Here is a 17,101-nt window from a genome sequence, read left to right as displayed (position 1 = left end):
TGGTGCCGGAAGATGAATCCAGGCCCTGCCCGGGGCGCAGAGCCGTGCCTGGCGCTGTCTCTACAACATGTACGGGATCTTGAAGGCGAGAGTGAAGTCCGGTGCATCCGGGGTCAGCCCGATGCCGAGCAGGGTCACCAGTGTGGTGTGCTGGTTGAGCGCGTAGGTCACGCCCAGATTCAGTGATGCCGCGTTGGCGTCGCTGCCGATCACTTTCATCCACTTCCCGCCTTGGAAACGGGTGGAAGCGCGGGCGCTGATGCGGTCGCTGAAGGACAGGCTGAGGCTGGTGCGCTCGTTGAACGCAAAGGCCACGCCAGCGCCGAAGTAGACCGCGCCGCCGAGCTTCACGTCACCCGGGTTGACCGTGTCGGGGTTGCTGTCGATATCACTGAAACCACGCGGGAACGAATGCACATAGCCAACGTTGGCGAACAGGATTGCCGGATCGGCGGCCTTGACCATCGACAGGCCCACATTGGCCTGCCACACGCCATTGCCGGTGGGCTGTTCCCTGGGTACGGCGAAGCGGATGTAGTCATCGTCGTCGCGCTCGATCACCTTCCAGTCCAGACCGTAGGGTGCGCGCCCGGTAGGGGCGGTGACTCCGGCGGTGAGCACCGTTTCCGGGCGCCAGCCGCGTTCGCCGAACAAGCGGTAGTTCGCACTCAAGCCGATATCGCCCAGCCCGTTGCCATTGGTTTCTTCCTGCGCGATCGCGGCCGCCGCACCGCCCGCGCCGCCCTTCTGGTAGACGGTGCGCCGCGCCAGGTAAGGCACGTCCAGGTTGAGCGTCAGGTTCGGGCTGACACCCCAACGTGCGGCCAGGTTGTAGGTGAGCGAATCGGATTCAACGTTCTCGATGGCGATGTTGCCGAGGAAGATCGCGTCCAGCGCCAGGAAACCATTGAGGGTGAGCTGCTTGCGGTCGTAGCGGGCGTAGGTGAGGCTGTTCTCGACGGTGAAGCGGCGCGAGAACAGCGCCGACTGCTGTTGTTTCACATCATCCACGCTGCGCCGCGATTCCTGCTTCGCCTGCTGTGCCTCGGCCGCCGTACTGGCGTAGCTCTCGCTACCCTGCGACGTCTGTAACGTCGAGCCATGCTCGACTGCGGCGCCCGTTGCCGCCGCCGTTGCCGGCCCGGTGGGCCCGGTGCGTCCACTCAATCGCGCCTGCATCGCCTGCACCTGCATGTCCAGTTCGCGCAGCCGCCGCACTTCCTGTGCATAGTTGGATTTGAGCTGCTCCAGCTGGCTGGCCAGTGCCTGCACGTCGGCGCCATCGTCCGCCGCTGGCGGCGCGGCGAAGGCGGTGCCCGCCAGCGCCGCCAGCGCCAACGGGGTGATCCTCATCAAGGTGTGCATGTTCGTGTCCTGCGTTGTGGAACACTTCCCCCAACGCCGTGCCGTGGTGCTAGCGGCCCGGCCCCATGCCGCGGTTCATCGCAATCGCCTGGGCCACGTTCTGGCTCAACGGCAGGTTGCCGCCCGCGGTATCCCGCACCAGTTCCAGCCGCAGCTGGTTGCTGGCGATCTGGCCGTCACCGGCCAGGGCGATGCCCTGGCCGACGCTGCCGTTACGTATCCATTGCTGGACCATGCCCTGGCCCTCCACCTGCAGCTGCAGGCGCGCCTGGTTGCCGTCCAGCACTGCGGAGGCCGAGACGCCTGCACCCTGCGCACTGAGCGAATGAGCACCGTCATCCGAAAGGCCCGGCACCGTGCCGTTGCGCACCACCAGCGTGGTCGAATTGCGGGCAACGTTGCCATCGCCGGCCACCTGCACGCTCTGCACCAGGCCATTGGCGTTGGCCAGGCCGCTGCTGTCGATATGGCGGCCCTGCGTGTCCGGCAGCGGCGCATCTGCAGCAGTCACGTGCACGCTGGGCTGGAAGCTCAATTTCGGGCTGCCGCCGCCGCGGAAGTCCATGCCCAGGGTCAACGCACCCTGCAGCACGCTTCCGTTGCTGGCCTGCCACTGCGAGACCATCGTCACTCCGAACCAGGCCACGGTATTGCCACCTACGGTGTAGCGGCCGCGCATCAGGTTCAGTTCGGGATCCGGAATTTCCTTCAGGCCACGCCCGGGCGCCGCGTCCGCTGCCTGCAGGGGCAGGGCGGGGCAGGCCAGCAGCAGGGCCATCAACAGTCGGTGGCGGAACATGGCGGAGCCTCCTTCAGAACAGGTCGGCGTGGCTGAAGCCGAAGTCGACCAGTTCGGCATCGGTGATCGGCCCCTGTCGCGCGTAGAGCGCGCGGGCACTGGGTCGTTCGCTGGGTTGCAGCAGGACTGTGTTGCGATCGAAATCGCTGCCGATCACCACGAATACGGCGCGCGATGGCCAGGCAGCGAGAAATTCAGGCAGCGCCAGGCTGCGGTTGCCAAGGATGGGATCGGCCACCTCGACCACGCCGTCGCGTACCTGCTTGAGCACCACGAAGTGGCGGAATCCGCGCACGTCCATCAGGACAAGACCGGGAACGCGAAGCGTGCGCAGGCGTGCCTCATCGATGCGATAGCCGCGCCCACGCATGCCCAGCGATTCCACATAGCGCTTGATGTCGAGCAGTGAAAAACCGCGCTCGGCCACCAGCGCCGGATCTGACACCCCCATCATCCCTTCGATCACCGTCGCCTCGTCGGTGTCCAGGTGGTAGGCATGGCGCAGGACGGTCGCCAGTGCGGCCGCTCCGCAGCTGTAATCGGTGTGCTGGCGTACCACGTTGCGGTAGCGCCGTTCCTGCATGCTCTCCACCTTCTGCTGCAGCAGCGCGCCATTGGGCAGTACGCCGGCGAAGCCGACGTCGCCCGCCCGCGCGGACGCGCCGCCCAGCAACAGCAGGCAGGCCAGCAGGCGTATCGAGAGACGGTGGCCGAACATCGCATTCTCCGGCAGCAAGGGGGAGCTCCTGTCCCAAGGGGGAGGAGGAACAGGAGCTCCCGGGAACCCGGCCGTTGGCGGACGGCCGGGGTGTTGCGCTTACTCGCCGCTGCCACCACCGCCGCCGGTGCTGGGCTGGGCGACTGCCAGGGCCAGGCTGTTGGCCTGCAGGTTGCCGGTGCCCGCGGCCACGTTCACGCCGATGTTGCCCGAGGCGCCGGAGAAGGCGCTGCCCGACAAGGCCGAGGTGTTGGTCGCGTTGACGTTCACCCAGCGCGTGGTGCTGACCGTGCCGCTGAGGCTGGCATACAGGTCGGCCACGCCCAGCTCGACGAACTGGCTGGTGCCACTCTCACGCGTATCGAAGCCCAGGCCACCCACCCCCGGCCGGTTGGGGTTCATCGTGGCGTTCTGGATTTCGTCGTCCAGGTCGATGTGGCCGGTGCTGCTGCCACCCGGGTGTGGCAGCTCGCCACTCCAGGTATCTAGATAGTAGTTGGCCATCTGGTAGGCGTTGCCGGTACCGCGGTAGGTGCCGGCGCCATAGGCCAGGGTCAGGCCGCTGACGCCGCCACGCATGCCGACCTGCACGGTATCGGTGTAGGACCGCACGAAGCCGGCGTTGCTGACCGTGTTGCCGGTGGAGACCTGGTTGGAGCTGATGCTCGACTGCGCCACCGCGGTGGTCGCGACCGACGCCGCCAGCGCGTTCTTCTGCTCGTTGTTGTTGCCCGACGCAATGTTGACACCGATGTTGCCGGATGCACCGCCGAAGGCATTGCCACCGAGACCTGCGGCATTGGTGACGCCGGAGTTCATGGTCGCGTTGCCGAAGCCGGCCTGGTTGACGAACACCTCGGCGTCGGCCATGCCGAAGCTGAAGGACGCGTCGGCGGCGGACAATGACGCGGCATTGTCCTGGGCGTTGTTGTCGCCCGATACCACGTTGAAGCCGAGGTTGCCGGAGGCACCTGCGCCCACGCTGTCACCGATGGAGGCACTGTTGGTGACCAGGCTGTTGCTGGTGGCGTTGTTGCTGATCGACTGGCGGTTGTCGATCACGGCGATGGCCGCCGAGTCGAGGTCGATGTCGCCGGTGATGTTCGGGTCGCCGGAGAAATTGATGTCGGTGCTCAGTCGCAGGTCCTTCTCCAGGTTCACGTCGACGCCGTGGTTGTTCTTTTCCTTGCGTTCGTCGGCCTGGATGGTGCTGTGCTTCTGCACATTGACGTTGACGGTGCGGTTGCGCACGTCGTTGTCGGTGTGGTTGTGCGTCTCGTTGCGGGTTTCGCTGACGGTGTGGGTGTGGTTGATGTTCGCGTTGGCGTTCTGGTTGTCCCAGCCATTGGCCGCAGCGGCGGTCGAGGCAGTGGCAATCGCCATTGCGAGCATGGTCCGTTTGACGGTCGCTTTCATGGTGCCCTCTCTCTCATCAGGTGGTGCATCGGTTGGGTGGTTGTCACGGGCGGTCCTGCACGACCAGGCCCAGCACATTGGCCGTGTCATTGCCGCTGCCCGCGATCTGATTGAGTTGCAGGACCCCGTCGAATCCCCGCAGCGCGGTGCTGGTGACACCGGCGCTGCGGGTGCCCGCCGCGACGCCGCGACCGGCGTCGTCCCGCCCCCCTGCCAACGCGGAACCCTCGGCGGCCAAGGCCGTATCGTCGGTTTCGCGTATGCCCTGTCGGGCCAGCGTCGCGCTGACGACGTTGAGCGTCGTGTTGGCGATGCCGCTGGCCTGGTTGATGGATGCGATGCCGCTGGCACCGGCCAGCGCCTCGCCATCGATGACGGCGGTGGCGTGCAGCGGGGCACCCGGCACGCGGTTGCCACCGCGCAGTTGTCGGTTGCCGATCGAGACGTCGGCATGTTCGCCCGTGGCGATGCCGCGCAGGTTGGCCTGCAGATTGAGGTCGCCGGCCGCCTGGTTGACCGCGATGGCGCCGTTCGCGCCGGCCAGTGCATGGCCGTCGATGCGGGCAACGTCGAGGTAGGCGAGCATGCCGCTGTAGTCATCGGCCTGCGCGATCAACGGCGTGGCAGGCAGGATCAGCAGCAGCCAGTGCGCCCGCCTCACTTTCCACCTGCCGGGGCCATGCCCTGCAGTGGGAACTGGCCGAGCGCGCCGCGCACGGTATCGCCGATGCCGCGGGTACTGTTGCCGACCGCACCGAGCGGCCCGCTCATGGCGCCACCGAGGCTGCTGCCGACCATGCCGTCACCGCTGCGGCCGAGCGTACCGCCCAATGCCTGCTGCGTCACACGTTCGACCGTGGTGCCTGCGGGTGTGGTGGTTGTGGCTGCGTGACCTGCCCCCATGCCTGCGTAGTCCTCATCGCTCAGCTCGTCCATCCCGTTTGCAGGGGAACTCGCACCGAGGGCCGCCCCGATCTCGCGCTGGGGTTTCGGGTCGGCGATCAGCGCCATGCCGGGCGGTGCCATGCGATAGGCCGGGCGTGCGGACACATCACGCAACAGGACGATTTCGCCCGGTTGAGCCTTCACGCCCTGGCGTGCACCGGAGGCAGAGGCGCTCGCGGCAACCGACAGCAGGGCCACGGCCAGCGTTGCCAGCAGGCCGCGAATGGGGGTGATGCCGTCCATGCCGATCTCCCGTGGTGGGTGCGGCGGAACCACGCATCAACCGTGCCAACCCTGCAAGGCTTGGCTACCATGGCGCCAGGCGCTGGCGAGCGTAGGGTGCTGCTGCCGCGCTGTTACAGCGGCGTCGGAAGAATGTTGGGATTGCGCCGCACCAAGCGCCGCAGGGCAAGGCGGGCGCCCGACTGTCACACCGGCGTTACAGGTGCCGTCGCGGACTGTAACGATGCCGCTTCAGCCGGTGCTCTCTTGACGCGGCGCTCATTGCGCCGCGGTTTAGCGCAGCGCTAGGATCCGCCCATCAAAGGCCACTGCGGTGGCCGTAGAGGGTCCCGGCGGAGGGCGGCACGCCGGTGATTGCCAGACAGTCCGCCGACGGTGTCCGGATGCTGGGGGAAGCATGGCGGCGGTCCCGGAGGCTTCTACATCACGTTGCGTGCTCTGGTTCGGCGAGCCGCTGGCGAACGAGCGCAGCGCGCTGGCGGCCGCAGGCTGGTACGTGCGCCGCATCCATCCCGACCCGGCGATGGCGATCGGGCTGCGCGGGCGTGACCGGCTGCTCGCTGTGCTGGATCTTCGCCATCTGGATACGCCCGCGCTGCAGTTGCTGGCGCCATGGATCGAACAGCACGTGCATCTGCCCTGGCTTGCGGTGCTGCCACCCGGCGCGGGGCCCACGCCCGCAGCGTGGCTGCCCTTGCTGCAGCGTTGCATCTCGCGGTTCACGCTGCCTTTCGGCCTGCAGGACCTGGTGGCTGCAATGCGCCAGCAGTTCGACGCGGATGATCCTTCTGCCAGCGAGGTGTGCGGCGGCCAGGGGCCGCGCACACTGATCGGCGAGAGTCCTGCATTGCATGCGGTGCGCACCGTGCTGCACAAGTTCGCGCCGGTCGAACTGCCGGTGCTGGTCACCGGCGAAACCGGTACCGGCAAGGAGCTGGCGGCTCACGCGCTGCATGCGTTGTCCGGCCGTGCGGACAAGCCGTTCATCGCGGTCAACTGCGGTGCCATTCCGGCCAACCTGGTGCAGTCGGAGCTGTTCGGCCACGAGCGCGGCTCGTTCACCGGCGCCGACAAGCGCCAGATAGGCGTATTCGAAGCCGCACACGGCGGCACCGTGTTCCTCGACGAGGTCGGCGACCTGCCAGCGGAGGCGCAGACCAGCCTGCTGCGCGTGCTGCAGGAAGGCACATTCGAGCGTGTCGGCAGCAGCCAGCCGCTGCGTGCGGATGTGCGGGTACTCGCCGCCACCCACGTGGAGCTGGAACACGCGGTGGCGCAGGGTCGGTTCCGCAGTGATCTCTACTATCGGCTCAATGTGCTGCGCCTGCTGATGCCGCCCTTGCGCGAGCGTGGCGCCGATGTGCAACTGCTGGCCGAGCACTTCCTGCGCTGCTTCCGACTGCGCCACAGCGTGCGTGCACGTGGCTTTGCGCTCGCTGCGCTGCAGGCGATGCGGCGCTTCGGTTGGCCCGGCAACGTGCGTGAACTGCTCAACCGGGTGCAGCGGGCGGCGATCATGGCCGAAGGTGAACTGATCAGCGAGCGTGACCTCGAACTGGGGGGGGGCGAGCATGCGCCGCCGGGGGCGATGCTGCACGATGCCCGCGGCCAGGCCGAGCGCGATGTGCTGCTGCAGACCCTGCGCCAGACCGGCTACAACGTCTCCGAGTGCGCACGGCAGATGCAGATTTCGCGGGTGACCGTGTATCGGCTGTGCCGCAAGCATCGTCTGGAACTGCCGGCGCAGCGTTGAGTGCGGATCATGGTTCGCCTGAACGGTAGCGGATGCGGTACAGGTCCAACCCCGCACCGTCTGCGCGCCGCGCCGAATAGGTCAAAGTGTCAGGTTGCGAGCCATCCAGCATCGCACCGTAGCTGTCGCCGAAGGCTTCGTTCACCGGGGAGGGCAATGCATGGCCCGCGTCATAACGGCCTCCACGCTCGTAGGCAATGAACTGGCGGACCGGTGCAGTGGCGAAGTCCAGGGCGCGGGCAAACACCACCGTTTGGCCGTTGCCGAGGAACGTGGCATCGAACTCCTGTGCGGCGGTATTGATGCCGCCTGCCAGCGGCCGCGCCAGCTGCGCCACGCCGCCCATCATCGTGGCGCTGTAGAGGTCATGGCCGCCGGCACCGCCCGCGCGATCGCTGGAGAACAACAGCGTACGACCGTCCGGCGAGAGCATCGGCGCGAACTCGTCGGCCGCGCTGTTCACCGCGGGACCCAGATTCTCCGGTTCGCCGAATCGACCGTCGCGTCCAATGCTGACCCGATACAGATCGTCACCGCCCTGGCCATCTGCTCGATCCGAACAGAAATACACCGTGCGGCCATCGGCAGAAAAGGCGGGATCGAAGTCTCGTCCCGGCGTGTTGAACGAGACCGGCGTCGCCGGCCGCCAGCGCTGCCCATCGTGGCGGGAGACCCAGATGTCATACCCGCCCGGACCGCCGGGACGGTTGCGGCTGAACCACAGTGCGGTGTTTCCGTCCGGGCTCAGGGTCAGTCGAATCTCGTCGTAATGCGTGGATGCAACGCCCGGCGCAAAGCGTTCGGCGGGGCCGACGATCTGCAGCACCCTTGAGGGAGTCGCGGGGGGCGACGCAGAAACCAGCAGCATCACGGCCAGCAGCGCTTTCATGCCTGCCGCTCGAAGTCGCTGACCCAGTTGGTTTCCCAGCTGCGTCCCCCATCGGTCGAAGCCGCCTGTTCCCAGCGCGCCGAGCGCGGGGTAATGCGTGACCAGATCACCCGCGTCTGGATCGCCCGTCCGTCGTGCTGGTCATCGCCGAAGAAGCGCCCGACGCCGGCCTCGAAACCACCGCGCAGCGGCGCGCCGATCCGGGTCGGCTCCCGGCCATCCAGCCACCAGCTCAGCCAGTGCCGCTCAGCCGCACTCCAGGCGCGGATACCCATGCCGCGCAGCGGTGCTCCCGGCACGTCCATCAGGTTGTCGCCCACGTTGCCGAATCCTCCCAGTACCGGCCAGTTGTGCAGGGTGCCGTTGAACGCGTCCCACGCATCACTGCCTGCCAGCCGAGCGCGCAGGCGACGATGGCGCACGTTCCAATGGCCCACCAGGAAATCAAAATCGCGCGGTGCATCCGGCAGCTTCGGAAGCGGTGAGGGGACCGCCGCAGTGCGGCGGAACCAGTTGCGCCAGTTCACTTCCCAGTGCGCGCCGGCATCGTCGGAGAACGCCTGCTCCCACCACGGCTCCTCGCCATGGATGTCATGCCAGCGGAACCAGACGTCGATGGGGCGTCCCTTGAAGTGGTCACGACCACGGAAGCTGCCGCCATCGCCTTCGAAGGCGCCGCGCACGGGCGCTTCGATATGGGCAGGGTTGCGCCCATCGGTCCACCAGATCGACCACGTGGAAGACACAGGATCAAAGGCACGCACGCCCAGGCCTCTATACGGGCCCGAAGGCAGCGCCATGACGTTGTCATCGATGGTGCCGAGCCCGCCCAGGGTGAGCCAGACCGCGCTGGCGCCGGTGAAGGCTTCCCAGCGGGTGTCGCCCACCAGGCGCTCCTTCAGGCGTTGGTGCCGGACCTGCCAGTTGCCCTGCAACCATTTCCAGTCGTCGCTGTGGCTGGACAGGGGCCGCCCCGAGGGTAGGGCGCTTGAGGCTGCCACTGCGGCCAAGGTGGCCAGGAACTGCCGTCGATCCATGTGCGTGACCCCTTGCCGGAAGTGCCTCCATCGTTGCGGATGCGAGGGGGATTGACCACGCAGATATCCGGGCTCAGGCTAAGCCACACTTATGGTGACCCAACGCCAGCTTCCATCGCTTGCCGCCATCCGCGCCTTCGAAGCGGCGGCGCGGCTGGGCAGTTTTGCCCGTGCCGCCGAAGAGCTCGACACCAGCGCGGCATCGGTGAGTTACCACGTGCGCCGGCTGGAGGCCCAGACCGGCACCTGCCTGTTCCTGCGCCATCCACAGCATGTGGAGCTGACGGCAGCGGGTGCCAGCGTCGCGCAGGAGGCCACCCGGGCCTTCGACGCGCTTCGTGCCAGTTTCATGCGCGCCGCTGACATGGATGCGGCGCGACTGCGCCTGTCCGTATTGCCCACGCTGGGCACCAGCTGGTTGACACCGCGGCTGGGCAGTTTCCGCGGCCGCCATCGGAGCATCGTGCTGGAACTGGACCTGTCGGCAGAGCCGCAGGACCTGGCCGCCGGGCATTTTGATGCTGCCATCCGCAATGGGCATGGCGAGTGGCCCGGGCTGCAGGCCACGCCCCTGTTCCCCAGCATTTTCACCCCGTTGTGCGCGCCAGCGCTGCTGCCGGCGGCTGACGGGCTCGGGCGCCGGGCCTTGGAGGTTCCGCTGCTCGGCAGGCCCGACTGGTGGGCACTGTGGTTTTCCGCACATGGCGCGGTTCCGCCGCCGGCCGAGGAGAGCCTGGTCAGCCCCTTTGCGGTAGAGCATCTGGACGTCGGCGCGGCCATTGCCGGGCAGGGCATCGCCATTGCTTCGCCAATCCTGTTCCAGGCCGAACTGGACAGCGGGCGCCTGGTGCAGGCACATCCCGGTGTGGCCAGCGACGGGCGTGGTTTCTGGTTCGTGGCACCGACGGCGCGCAGCCGGAGCGCGAAGGTCATTGCATTCGGTGACTGGTTGGGCGAGCAGGCCGCGCAGGCCAGGCATGCGGCGCGACATCATCTGGCGCGCACGGTGGCGGCATGAACCAGAGCCCTGAACTGCTGCGACGCCTGCTGCGTGCCAAGGACCGGATGGACCATGCCAGCCACGAGGACTGGCCGGTGGCCCGCCTGGCCGAAGTGAGTGCCGTATCCGCGGCGCATTTCGCGCGTTCGTTCAAGCAGGCCTTCGGGCTGCCACCGCATCGCTACCTGCTGAGCCGACGGATTGAACGGGCCGTGGCGATGTTGCGTGACACCGATCTGCCGGTCACCGAGATCGCCGCGCAGACCGGCTGGAGCAGCCTGGGCACCTTCGGCCGCATCTTCCGTGACATCACCGGCGACAGCCCGGGCAACGTGCGCGAGCGTGAGCGGGCCGGCCAGGCGACGCCGGCCTGCGTGCCGGAGTGCCACGCACGTGCCGCGCAGCGACCGGACCTGAACATGGCAGTTTTGGAGAGGCGCCGGCGCGCGGCGGTTGCTAACGTGGATCCCACGTGAGGGAGGTCCCATGACAAACACTGTGAACACGGTCGGCCTCTATGTGCGCGACCAGGATGAAGCGCTCGCGTTCTACGTCGGCATGCTCGGTTTCGAAGTGCACACCGATGTGCGCAATGGCAGCTACCGTTGGCTGACGGTACGCAGCCCCGGCCAGGACGGATTCCAGCTGGGGCTGTTCGTTCCGGGCCCGCCCACACACGACGCGGCCACCGCGCAGGCACTGCAGCAGCTGGTGGCGAAAGGCGCAATGCCTCCGCTGGTGCTGGCCGTCGATGACTGCCGGGCACGCTATACGCAATGGCTGGCACGGGGCGTCGAGTTCACCCAGGAGCCGGTCGAACGCTATGGCGCCATCGATGCCGGATTCCGTGACCCGTCCGGCAATGGCTGGAAGATGATCGAAGCCCGATCCGAAGCGAGGCGCCGTCAATGAGCCGGGGTGGCTGGGCGCGGCCCGTGCATCGCTGGACCTCGATCGTCTTCACCCTGGCGGTGATCGCCAATTTCGCCGTTCGCGGGCTGGGGCAGGGCGAGCCGGCAGCGTGGATCACCTATTCGCCACTGCCGCCGCTGTTCCTGCAGCTGTTCACTGGCCTGTACCTGTTCGTGCTGCATTACACCGGGAAACGCCGCAGCGCCACGCTGGGCGCTGCAGGCTGAGGCCGCCTCAGGCTGCAGCGTCGGCGGCGTAGGCCGCCAGCAATGCCGGCAGCTGGTCCATGCGCTGGAAGATCACCTTCGCACCCGCAGCGCGCAGGGCCTCCGGCGTGCTGTGGTGCGGGCCGCCCTCGCTGAAGCCAAACACGGTTGCACCCGCCGCGACGCCGGCGGTCGCGCCGGTCACGGTGTCTTCAATGACCGCGCAGCGCTTCGGATCCACACCCAGCGCGGCAGCGGCCGCCAGGTAGACGTCCGGGTGCGGCTTGGTGTTCGGCATGTCCTGGCCGCTGTAGACGTGGTCGCCGAATGCATCGAGGATGCCGACCTTGCCCAGCTGCAGTTTCACCTTGATCAGGTCGGCACCGGACGCGCAGGCAATGCGGCCATCGGTCGCTGCGGCGATCGCACGCACGGCCTCGGGCGCCCCCCGGATCGGCTCCAGTTCCCGTTCCAGCGCCCGGTTGCGCTGCTGGCGGAACTCCTCCAGCCATTCCTCGGTGAACGGCTTGCCGGTGCGCTCTGCGATCAGCCCGGCCAGATGGGCCACGGATTGGCCGAGGAAGACCTCGCCGGCCTGCGCCGGGGTCAGCGGCCAGCCGCGTGCGGTCAGCATTTCCGAGAGCACGCGGGCCACCAGCGGCTCGGAATCGACCAGTACGCCGTCGCAGTCGAACAGCACGGCATCGAAGGGGAAACGGGACATCAACTACTCCGGGAACAGCCTAAGGGGCGAGGCGCCCGCCATTTTCCCATAGCGGGACGGGCAGGGCACGCTGGCCACAGGAACGCTAGACTGCCGGGCCACCCCACCCAGCGCTTGCACGGGAATACCCCTTGAACCGAGTGCGATCCCAGGCCCGGCACCATCGCCTCATCAGTGCCAGCATCGCCGGCGCAGTGACGCTGGCCGGCAGCTGCCTGCTCCCCGTCCTGCTTGTCGTTGCCACCGTCGTCGGCGCCGCAGTGTAGTTCCTGGTTGCCAGAGTGCTGGCGTCACGATGGCTGCGCGTACAGGCATCGTGACGTTCCTCTGCCCGCCGATCAGCCCAGGTCACACCCTGCAGGCTGCGGCCAGGTGCTGGCCGGCAGCATGTTCTTCAGCGAGGCCGGTGCGTTGATCGCCACATAGCTGGCGCCCAGCAGCTCCTCCAGATCGGCAATCGTCACCAGGTAGTTGTCCAGGCTGCCCAGGTTGGCCTCGTTGGGAATGATCCAGCTGATCGCCTTGGCGGTTCCGGTGTTCGGGTCACGGGTGATGATCGTCTTCCAGAAGAACTCCGGGGTCGGGATGCCATGGCTGGCCAGGAAGTAATCGTTGGCGGCGTCGCCGTAGACCACGCCACCGTAGACGTCCACCGGCGCGATATCGCGGTAGCACTCGGCCACGTTTTCGGCCTTCACCCAGATGCCCTGGTTGAAGCTGGACACCTGCGGGACGATGTTGGTCATGTAGTTGGCGCGGCGGATGTAGGTCGCGTCGTAGTCCATGTGGTTGGACGTGACCAGATGGCCACGGTCATAGCCGGATCTGATGCTGGCGTAGGACGCGGTGCTGGACTGGCCCAGGCAACCGGCCGGCAGGTCCGGGTCCTTGTAGAAGCTGGACGGCCGTGCGGCCGAACCGGTATCGGCGGTAAGCGTGTACTCGTAGCGGGTGGCGCTGTGGATGCTGCAGTCGTAGGTCAGCACGAAGCCGCCCTTGTTGAGGGTGACCACCTGGGCCTGTGCAGCACCGGCAAAAGCACTGAGTACGAAGGCAAAGACAAAGCTTGCAAGGCGCATTTCGATTCTCCAGCAGAAGATTCAGGGCGCAGCCGCCCGTCACGACCTGGCCGGGGCGAGGACATGCGGAGATGCTGCGGAGACGGATGCTGCGGATTGCGGTGGAGCCTGGCCGCGTTGTTGGGCCATCAGCCCTGCGGTGTCATAAGCGTCACAAGCTGGCGCCTTGTGGTCAATGACGAAAGGGCGAAGCTGTGATCATGCGCAAGCACTGGTGATATGTCAGATCACGCGGCGCGTGGATGACACGCGCGCGTGCTAGGCGCCTGGCAGGCCTGCCAGCTGCGCCCCTGGGCCTGCGGCGGCGGGCGCTACAGGAATGTTTCCTGTTCTTCGTCCGGCGCCAGGCATGCGGCCTTGCTTTGCTCGGTCGAGTGCGCAATGGCCGCCTCGTCGAAACCGGCGCGGCTCAACCACAAACGATTCCAGCGGACCAGTGCGTCGCCGTCGCGTGCCAGGCAGGCATAGCGGACGATCGATTCCAGGTTGTCGATGGTCGGGTACTGCTGAGCGATTTCGTCCAGTCCCTGGCGCATCAGCGGCCAATCGGGCTTCGCCGCGCGGAAGTGATCGGGCGAATATTCGGTGGCCGACCAGTACAGCCGTGCGTAGCGCATGGCCCGCTTCTTCCTGGGTGCACTGGCCATCGAGTGCCGCGCGAAGGCTTCCATCTTCTGCGCGCTGCCACCCCAGGCCGGCGTGAAGTACTCCATGGCAATGAGGTGCAGTGGTTCGTAGTCGGGGAAGGCCTTCGCTGCGCGATCAACGAGCGCGAGCATTTCGTCGTCGTCCGCGCTTTCGCGCAGCGCGATCAGCACGTTCATCTCGTGCCAGAACGGGTCGCCGCCGGCAACATCCTCATGCGATTGCAGGTAGGCCCGCGAAACCGCGTTGTACTCATGGAACTGTGCCCAGTCTTCGGCGTTGACGGTGTTGGCGTAACCGTTGCCGCGGTAGCTCCAGGCCAGGTTGAGTGGAATCCGTGCGGTGATCAGGTGGGCCGCCGCAGACTTCGGCGCGTGCTGAACCCAGCGCGCCGCCCATGCAGACCAGTCGTTCCGGGCTTGAACGTGCTGCCGCGACGTGCCGATTGCACGCGACATGCAGATGTAGAAACGGCCGAGCCGGGATTGGCCGGCGGCGTTGAGCTCGCCCTTGCGGAAACGCGCGGCCATCGCGTCGAGTGCCGCAAAGTCGTCGTTGGCCATCAGCCGCGCAATCTCCGCGCAGTCGTTGGCGGGTTCGGGGGCATCTTCTGCCAACACTGAAGGGGCGAACAGGCAGGCAACGCTGGAGAGCGTGCCTGCGACGAGCATCCTGTGCATCGGGGGCATCCTTGCTTTGATGTGAGACTGCGGAGGGCCCGCAGTGCCTTGAAGCACAGCAAGGCGCGCTTTGCGGCATGTTGCGTCGCAAGGTGCCAGCCACCATTCGCACTGGTACGGTCCGATCCGTTGCACCACCACCGACGGGGAGAGACAACGATGCGCAAGGTTCTGCTGCTGTTGATCCTGCTGACCGGGCTGGCGCCCACGGCCCTGGCGGCCACGGTCAAGACCACCCATCGCACCATCCCCAGCTGGGATGGCACGCCCCTCGGGGCCTTCGTCATCGAACCCCAGGATGCCGGCAGTGGCCGCTATCCGCTGCTGGTGATGCCCAGCAGCTGGGCAGTGCCCAGCGTGGAGTACGTGGCCGCGGCACAGTCGCTGGCGCAGCGCGGCTATGTGGTCATCAGCTACAGCTCGCGCGGCTTCTGGGAGTCCGGCGGCAGCATCGACATCGCCGGGCCCGCCACGGTCGAAGATGTCAGTGCCCTGATCGACTGGGCGCTGGCCAACACCCGGGCCGATCCGGCCAGCATTGGTGTCTCTGGCATCTCCTACGGGGCCGGCACCAGCCTGCTGGCGGCGGCACGCGATCCGCGCATCAAGGCCGTTGCCGCGCTGAGCGGCTGGGCCGACCTGCAGGCGTCGCTCTACAGCCACGACACGCCCAGCGCACAGGGCATCGCCCTGCTGGTGGCAGCCGGCCGGGCCACTGGCCGCCCCGGGGCGGAGCTGGCCACCATCAACGGCAATGTGCTGGTCGGCAACTACCAGGGGGCGGTGGACTCGCTGCTGCCGGTAGCGGCACAGCGCAGCCCGGCCAGCAGCCTTGATGAGATCAATGCCAACCAACCCGCGGTATTCCTCGCCAACGCCTTCAACGACAGCCTGTTCCCGCCGGGCCAGCTGGTCGACTTCTTTACCCGCCTGAAGGGACCCAAGCAGTTGCAGCTGCGCCATGGCGACCACGCCCTCAACGAAGCCTTCGGTGCGCTCGGCATTCCCAATGAAGTCTATGCCGCGGTGGGCGACTGGTTCGACCACTACCTCAAGGGCGTGGCCAATGGCATCGACCGCCAGCCGGCGGTGCAGTTGAAGTCGCAGAAGGGCAGCTGGAGCCGTTATCCGGACTGGCAGGCCACCTCTACCGGCGCCGTAAGCTACGGGCTGACCGCGCCGACCGGGTTTCTGCTGCCCACCGGAGGGCTGGCCGAGAGCGGTGGCGGCACCGGTTGGAACTACCGGATCGGCAGCGGCCTGCTGACCGCCGCCAACTCCGGCGTGGTGATGGCGTCCGGCGCGCTGCAGATGTTCAACCTGCCGCCCGGCGCCTATGTGCCGTTCGTTGGCCGCAACGCCGCAGGCGTCTGGCAAGGCCCGATCTACTGGAGTGCACGCCGCCTGGATGGCGCACCGGAAGTGCGGTTGACGGTGACGCCCACGCGCGCCGACACCACGCTGTATGCCTACCTGTATGCCGAGGATATGCTGGGCAACGGCCAGCTGATCAGCCACAAGCCGTACACCCTGCGCGGTGCCACGCCCGGCCAGCCGAGAACCATCGATCTTCGCCTGGAAGCCAGCAGCTGGAACCTCCCGACCGGCAGCCGGCTGACCCTGGTGGTCGATACCGCGGACCTGCGCTATGCGGGCATCAGCCAGCTGGGCGGTGCGGTGACCTTCAGCTCGCCAGCCAACGCGCCTTCGGTGCTGAAGGTGCCTTTGCATTGATGGGTCAGCGCAGGTCCGGTGGATTCATCGAAGCGTCGGGGACACAGGGATCACAGGCGTCCGGTGTCAGGCACGCCTCGATGTCCGGTGGAAACCGCGGAATCCTGCTGGTCTGCATCACCACCCAGCGCATGATCGTGTGCAGGTAGTTGAGTGGCAGCATCGTGAGCCACATGAAACCCGGGAGCTGCGCGTCTTCGGCGAAGATGCGCTCCTTGCCGGACGCGAAGCTTTCGCGCTTGCCGTCCAGCGGCATGCAGTAGTGCACCGCGTCCACGACGGCTGCCGGTCCTTCTTCCATGTAGCGCCGCAGGAACTCCCAGTGGGCATGCGCGTTCTCGATGCGGGAGGTCGCGATGCAGAACGCGAACGTCTCCCGTACTGTCACGCCATCCGCGTCCAGGATCAGTCCGCGGACATCCCAGTTGTACCATGCGAAGGTTCCGGTTCCGCGGCCAAGCGTGAAATACACCCGGTCCCAGGGCGCGCTGAGGGTGGTGCCATCCAGCCGGAACACGTGTATCTGCCGATGCTTGCGATCAAGCGCGATCGGATAGTAGGTCCAACGGAACAGCTCGAGGCAAGCTACCCATATGCTCGCTGCAGTGAAGACGGCCAGCATCGCCATGCCTATGAATATCGCCTCCCACAGGCCATTTTGGTTCGGTAGCCTGTTCACGACCAGCAACCAGAGCAGCATCAGCATGCCGCCCAGCCCGAAGGCAATGCCGATCGCGCCCAGCAGGGCTGCAAAGCCACGTGCGGCGAACCAGCGATCCACCGAAACCAGGCAGTTCGAATTCATCTTCACCACGCACAGCTGCGCCAGCGGCGCGACATCCAGTCGCTTCTTCCGCAGCAGGCGGTGCTCACGATCAAACGCATTCAGCGGGCGGTTGTTGGGAAATTTGCGCGTGTATCCGGTGTAATCCATGGGCGATCCCTGCGCGATTCCA

General features: G+C 66.9%; 18 protein-coding genes. 6 read left to right on the top strand and 12 right to left on the bottom strand.

Translation table 11 applies throughout. The features are described from left to right. Window positions 1-60: 60 nt before the first annotated feature. The 6 genes from ACM0PK_RS12700 to ACM0PK_RS12675 all read right to left on the bottom strand — a co-directional run bounded on the left by ACM0PK_RS12700 (window position 61) and on the right by ACM0PK_RS12675 (window position 5,486). Window positions 61-1,365, bottom strand: a complete 1,305-nt coding sequence (locus ACM0PK_RS12700; RefSeq protein WP_329845318.1) for a transporter — start codon at window positions 1,363-1,365, stop codon at window positions 61-63. Window positions 1,366-1,414: 49 nt separating this feature from the next. After that, entirely contained in the window at window positions 1,415-2,164 is a 750-nt protein-coding gene (locus ACM0PK_RS12695) for a hypothetical protein (RefSeq protein ID WP_414607217.1), read from the bottom strand. A 13-nt stretch (window positions 2,165-2,177) separates the two neighbouring features. Beyond that, window positions 2,178-2,882, bottom strand: coding sequence for a C39 family peptidase (locus tag ACM0PK_RS12690; RefSeq protein WP_134970826.1), 705 nt, complete (start codon window positions 2,880-2,882; stop codon window positions 2,178-2,180). 99 nt (window positions 2,883-2,981) lie between these two features. Then, window positions 2,982-4,298, bottom strand: coding sequence for a FapB/FapC family functional amyloid domain-containing protein (locus ACM0PK_RS12685; RefSeq protein WP_414607218.1), 1,317 nt, complete (start codon window positions 4,296-4,298; stop codon window positions 2,982-2,984). A 43-nt stretch (window positions 4,299-4,341) separates the two neighbouring features. Beyond that, window positions 4,342-4,959, bottom strand: coding sequence for a FapB/FapC family functional amyloid domain-containing protein (locus ACM0PK_RS12680; protein ID WP_414607219.1), 618 nt, complete (start codon window positions 4,957-4,959; stop codon window positions 4,342-4,344). Next, entirely contained in the window at window positions 4,956-5,486 is a 531-nt protein-coding gene (locus tag ACM0PK_RS12675) for a FapA family amyloid fibril periplasmic chaperone (protein WP_414607220.1), read from the bottom strand. Before ACM0PK_RS12675 ends, ACM0PK_RS12680 begins: the two co-directional genes overlap by 4 nt. Window positions 5,487-5,883: 397 nt before the next feature. On the opposite strand from ACM0PK_RS12675, the gene ACM0PK_RS12670 reads away from it, so the two are divergent. Continuing rightward, window positions 5,884-7,239 carry a sigma-54 interaction domain-containing protein gene (locus tag ACM0PK_RS12670; protein WP_414607221.1) on the top strand — a complete coding sequence of 452 codons (1,356 nt, stop codon included), beginning with the start codon at window positions 5,884-5,886 and terminating at the stop codon, window positions 7,237-7,239. Window positions 7,240-7,246: 7 nt separating this feature from the next. Here ACM0PK_RS12670 and ACM0PK_RS12665 read toward each other — a convergent pair whose 3' ends face one another. Continuing rightward, window positions 7,247-8,128: a TolB family protein gene (locus tag ACM0PK_RS12665; RefSeq protein WP_414607222.1), complete on the bottom strand. Its 882-nt coding sequence runs from the start codon at window positions 8,126-8,128 to the stop codon at window positions 7,247-7,249. Further along, window positions 8,125-9,165: a hypothetical protein gene (locus ACM0PK_RS12660; RefSeq protein WP_414607223.1), complete on the bottom strand. Its 1,041-nt coding sequence runs from the start codon at window positions 9,163-9,165 to the stop codon at window positions 8,125-8,127. The genes ACM0PK_RS12665 and ACM0PK_RS12660 overlap by 4 nt, the downstream gene beginning before the upstream one ends. Before the next feature lie 91 nt (window positions 9,166-9,256). On the opposite strand from ACM0PK_RS12660, the gene ACM0PK_RS12655 reads away from it, so the two are divergent. From ACM0PK_RS12655 to ACM0PK_RS12640, 4 genes are read left to right on the top strand one after another with little or no spacing between them, the layout of a single operon-like run. Next, window positions 9,257-10,183, top strand: coding sequence for a LysR substrate-binding domain-containing protein (locus tag ACM0PK_RS12655; RefSeq protein WP_414607224.1), 927 nt, complete (start codon window positions 9,257-9,259; stop codon window positions 10,181-10,183). Beyond that, the gene (locus ACM0PK_RS12650; RefSeq protein WP_414607225.1) at window positions 10,180-10,641 is read left to right on the top strand and encodes a helix-turn-helix domain-containing protein; all 462 of its coding nucleotides are present in this window, start codon (window positions 10,180-10,182) and stop codon (window positions 10,639-10,641) included. The genes ACM0PK_RS12655 and ACM0PK_RS12650 overlap by 4 nt, the downstream gene beginning before the upstream one ends. Before the next feature lie 10 nt (window positions 10,642-10,651). Beyond that, complete coding sequence (locus ACM0PK_RS12645) at window positions 10,652-11,077, top strand: VOC family protein (protein ID WP_005416636.1); 426 nt, start codon at window positions 10,652-10,654, stop codon at window positions 11,075-11,077. After that, on the top strand, window positions 11,074-11,304 hold the full coding sequence (locus ACM0PK_RS12640; RefSeq protein ID WP_065186427.1) for a hypothetical protein: 231 nt from the start codon (window positions 11,074-11,076) through the stop codon (window positions 11,302-11,304). Before ACM0PK_RS12645 ends, ACM0PK_RS12640 begins: the two co-directional genes overlap by 4 nt. Window positions 11,305-11,311: 7 nt before the next feature. Here the strand turns inward: ACM0PK_RS12640 and ACM0PK_RS12635 are convergent, their stop codons facing one another. From ACM0PK_RS12635 to ACM0PK_RS12625, 3 genes are all read right to left on the bottom strand, one after another. Then, a complete protein-coding gene (locus ACM0PK_RS12635) occupies window positions 11,312-12,007 on the bottom strand; it encodes an HAD family hydrolase (RefSeq protein ID WP_414607226.1) in 696 nt (231 codons plus the stop codon). 338 nt (window positions 12,008-12,345) lie between these two features. After that, window positions 12,346-13,086 carry a DNA/RNA non-specific endonuclease gene (locus ACM0PK_RS12630; protein WP_414607227.1) on the bottom strand — a complete coding sequence of 247 codons (741 nt, stop codon included), beginning with the start codon at window positions 13,084-13,086 and terminating at the stop codon, window positions 12,346-12,348. A 311-nt stretch (window positions 13,087-13,397) separates the two neighbouring features. After that, window positions 13,398-14,546, bottom strand: a complete 1,149-nt coding sequence (locus tag ACM0PK_RS12625; protein ID WP_414607228.1) for a hypothetical protein — start codon at window positions 14,544-14,546, stop codon at window positions 13,398-13,400. Between the two features lie 24 nt (window positions 14,547-14,570). On the opposite strand from ACM0PK_RS12625, the gene ACM0PK_RS12620 reads away from it, so the two are divergent. Further along, window positions 14,571-16,145 carry a S15 peptidase family protein gene (locus ACM0PK_RS12620; RefSeq protein ID WP_414607229.1) on the top strand — a complete coding sequence of 525 codons (1,575 nt, stop codon included), beginning with the start codon at window positions 14,571-14,573 and terminating at the stop codon, window positions 16,143-16,145. A 4-nt stretch (window positions 16,146-16,149) separates the two neighbouring features. Here ACM0PK_RS12620 and ACM0PK_RS12615 read toward each other — a convergent pair whose 3' ends face one another. Beyond that, window positions 16,150-17,079 (bottom strand): DUF6708 domain-containing protein, encoded by a 930-nt coding sequence (locus tag ACM0PK_RS12615; RefSeq protein WP_414607230.1) that lies wholly within the window; start codon window positions 17,077-17,079, stop codon window positions 16,150-16,152. Window positions 17,080-17,101 lie beyond the last annotated feature (22 nt).

Source organism: Stenotrophomonas sp. FR010 (assembly GCF_047520755.2).
Taxonomy (GTDB): domain Bacteria; phylum Pseudomonadota; class Gammaproteobacteria; order Xanthomonadales; family Xanthomonadaceae; genus Stenotrophomonas; species Stenotrophomonas sepilia.
This window is presented reverse-complemented; position numbering and strand designations above follow the sequence as displayed.

What these genes read in the sequence shown, in the direction of transcription:
- ACM0PK_RS12700 (WP_329845318.1), bottom strand. Translation starts at nt 1,365, where the DNA reads ATGCACACCTTGATGAGGATCACCCCGTTGGCGCTGGCGGCGCTGGCG.
- ACM0PK_RS12695 (WP_414607217.1), bottom strand. Translation starts at nt 2,164, where the DNA reads ATGTTCCGCCACCGACTGTTGATGGCCCTGCTGCTGGCCTGCCCCGCC.
- ACM0PK_RS12690 (WP_134970826.1), bottom strand. Translation starts at nt 2,882, where the DNA reads ATGTTCGGCCACCGTCTCTCGATACGCCTGCTGGCCTGCCTGCTGTTG.
- ACM0PK_RS12685 (WP_414607218.1), bottom strand. Translation starts at nt 4,298, where the DNA reads ATGAAAGCGACCGTCAAACGGACCATGCTCGCAATGGCGATTGCCACT.
- ACM0PK_RS12675 (WP_414607220.1), bottom strand. Translation starts at nt 5,486, where the DNA reads ATGGACGGCATCACCCCCATTCGCGGCCTGCTGGCAACGCTGGCCGTG.
- ACM0PK_RS12670 (WP_414607221.1), top strand. Translation starts at nt 5,884, where the DNA reads ATGGCGGCGGTCCCGGAGGCTTCTACATCACGTTGCGTGCTCTGGTTC.
- ACM0PK_RS12665 (WP_414607222.1), bottom strand. Translation starts at nt 8,128, where the DNA reads ATGAAAGCGCTGCTGGCCGTGATGCTGCTGGTTTCTGCGTCGCCCCCC.
- ACM0PK_RS12660 (WP_414607223.1), bottom strand. Translation starts at nt 9,165, where the DNA reads ATGGATCGACGGCAGTTCCTGGCCACCTTGGCCGCAGTGGCAGCCTCA.
- ACM0PK_RS12655 (WP_414607224.1), top strand. Translation starts at nt 9,257, where the DNA reads ATGGTGACCCAACGCCAGCTTCCATCGCTTGCCGCCATCCGCGCCTTC.
- ACM0PK_RS12650 (WP_414607225.1), top strand. Translation starts at nt 10,180, where the DNA reads ATGAACCAGAGCCCTGAACTGCTGCGACGCCTGCTGCGTGCCAAGGAC.
- ACM0PK_RS12645 (WP_005416636.1), top strand. Translation starts at nt 10,652, where the DNA reads ATGACAAACACTGTGAACACGGTCGGCCTCTATGTGCGCGACCAGGAT.
- ACM0PK_RS12640 (WP_065186427.1), top strand. Translation starts at nt 11,074, where the DNA reads ATGAGCCGGGGTGGCTGGGCGCGGCCCGTGCATCGCTGGACCTCGATC.
- ACM0PK_RS12635 (WP_414607226.1), bottom strand. Translation starts at nt 12,007, where the DNA reads ATGTCCCGTTTCCCCTTCGATGCCGTGCTGTTCGACTGCGACGGCGTA.
- ACM0PK_RS12630 (WP_414607227.1), bottom strand. Translation starts at nt 13,086, where the DNA reads ATGCGCCTTGCAAGCTTTGTCTTTGCCTTCGTACTCAGTGCTTTTGCC.
- ACM0PK_RS12620 (WP_414607229.1), top strand. Translation starts at nt 14,571, where the DNA reads ATGCGCAAGGTTCTGCTGCTGTTGATCCTGCTGACCGGGCTGGCGCCC.
- ACM0PK_RS12615 (WP_414607230.1), bottom strand. Translation starts at nt 17,079, where the DNA reads ATGGATTACACCGGATACACGCGCAAATTTCCCAACAACCGCCCGCTG.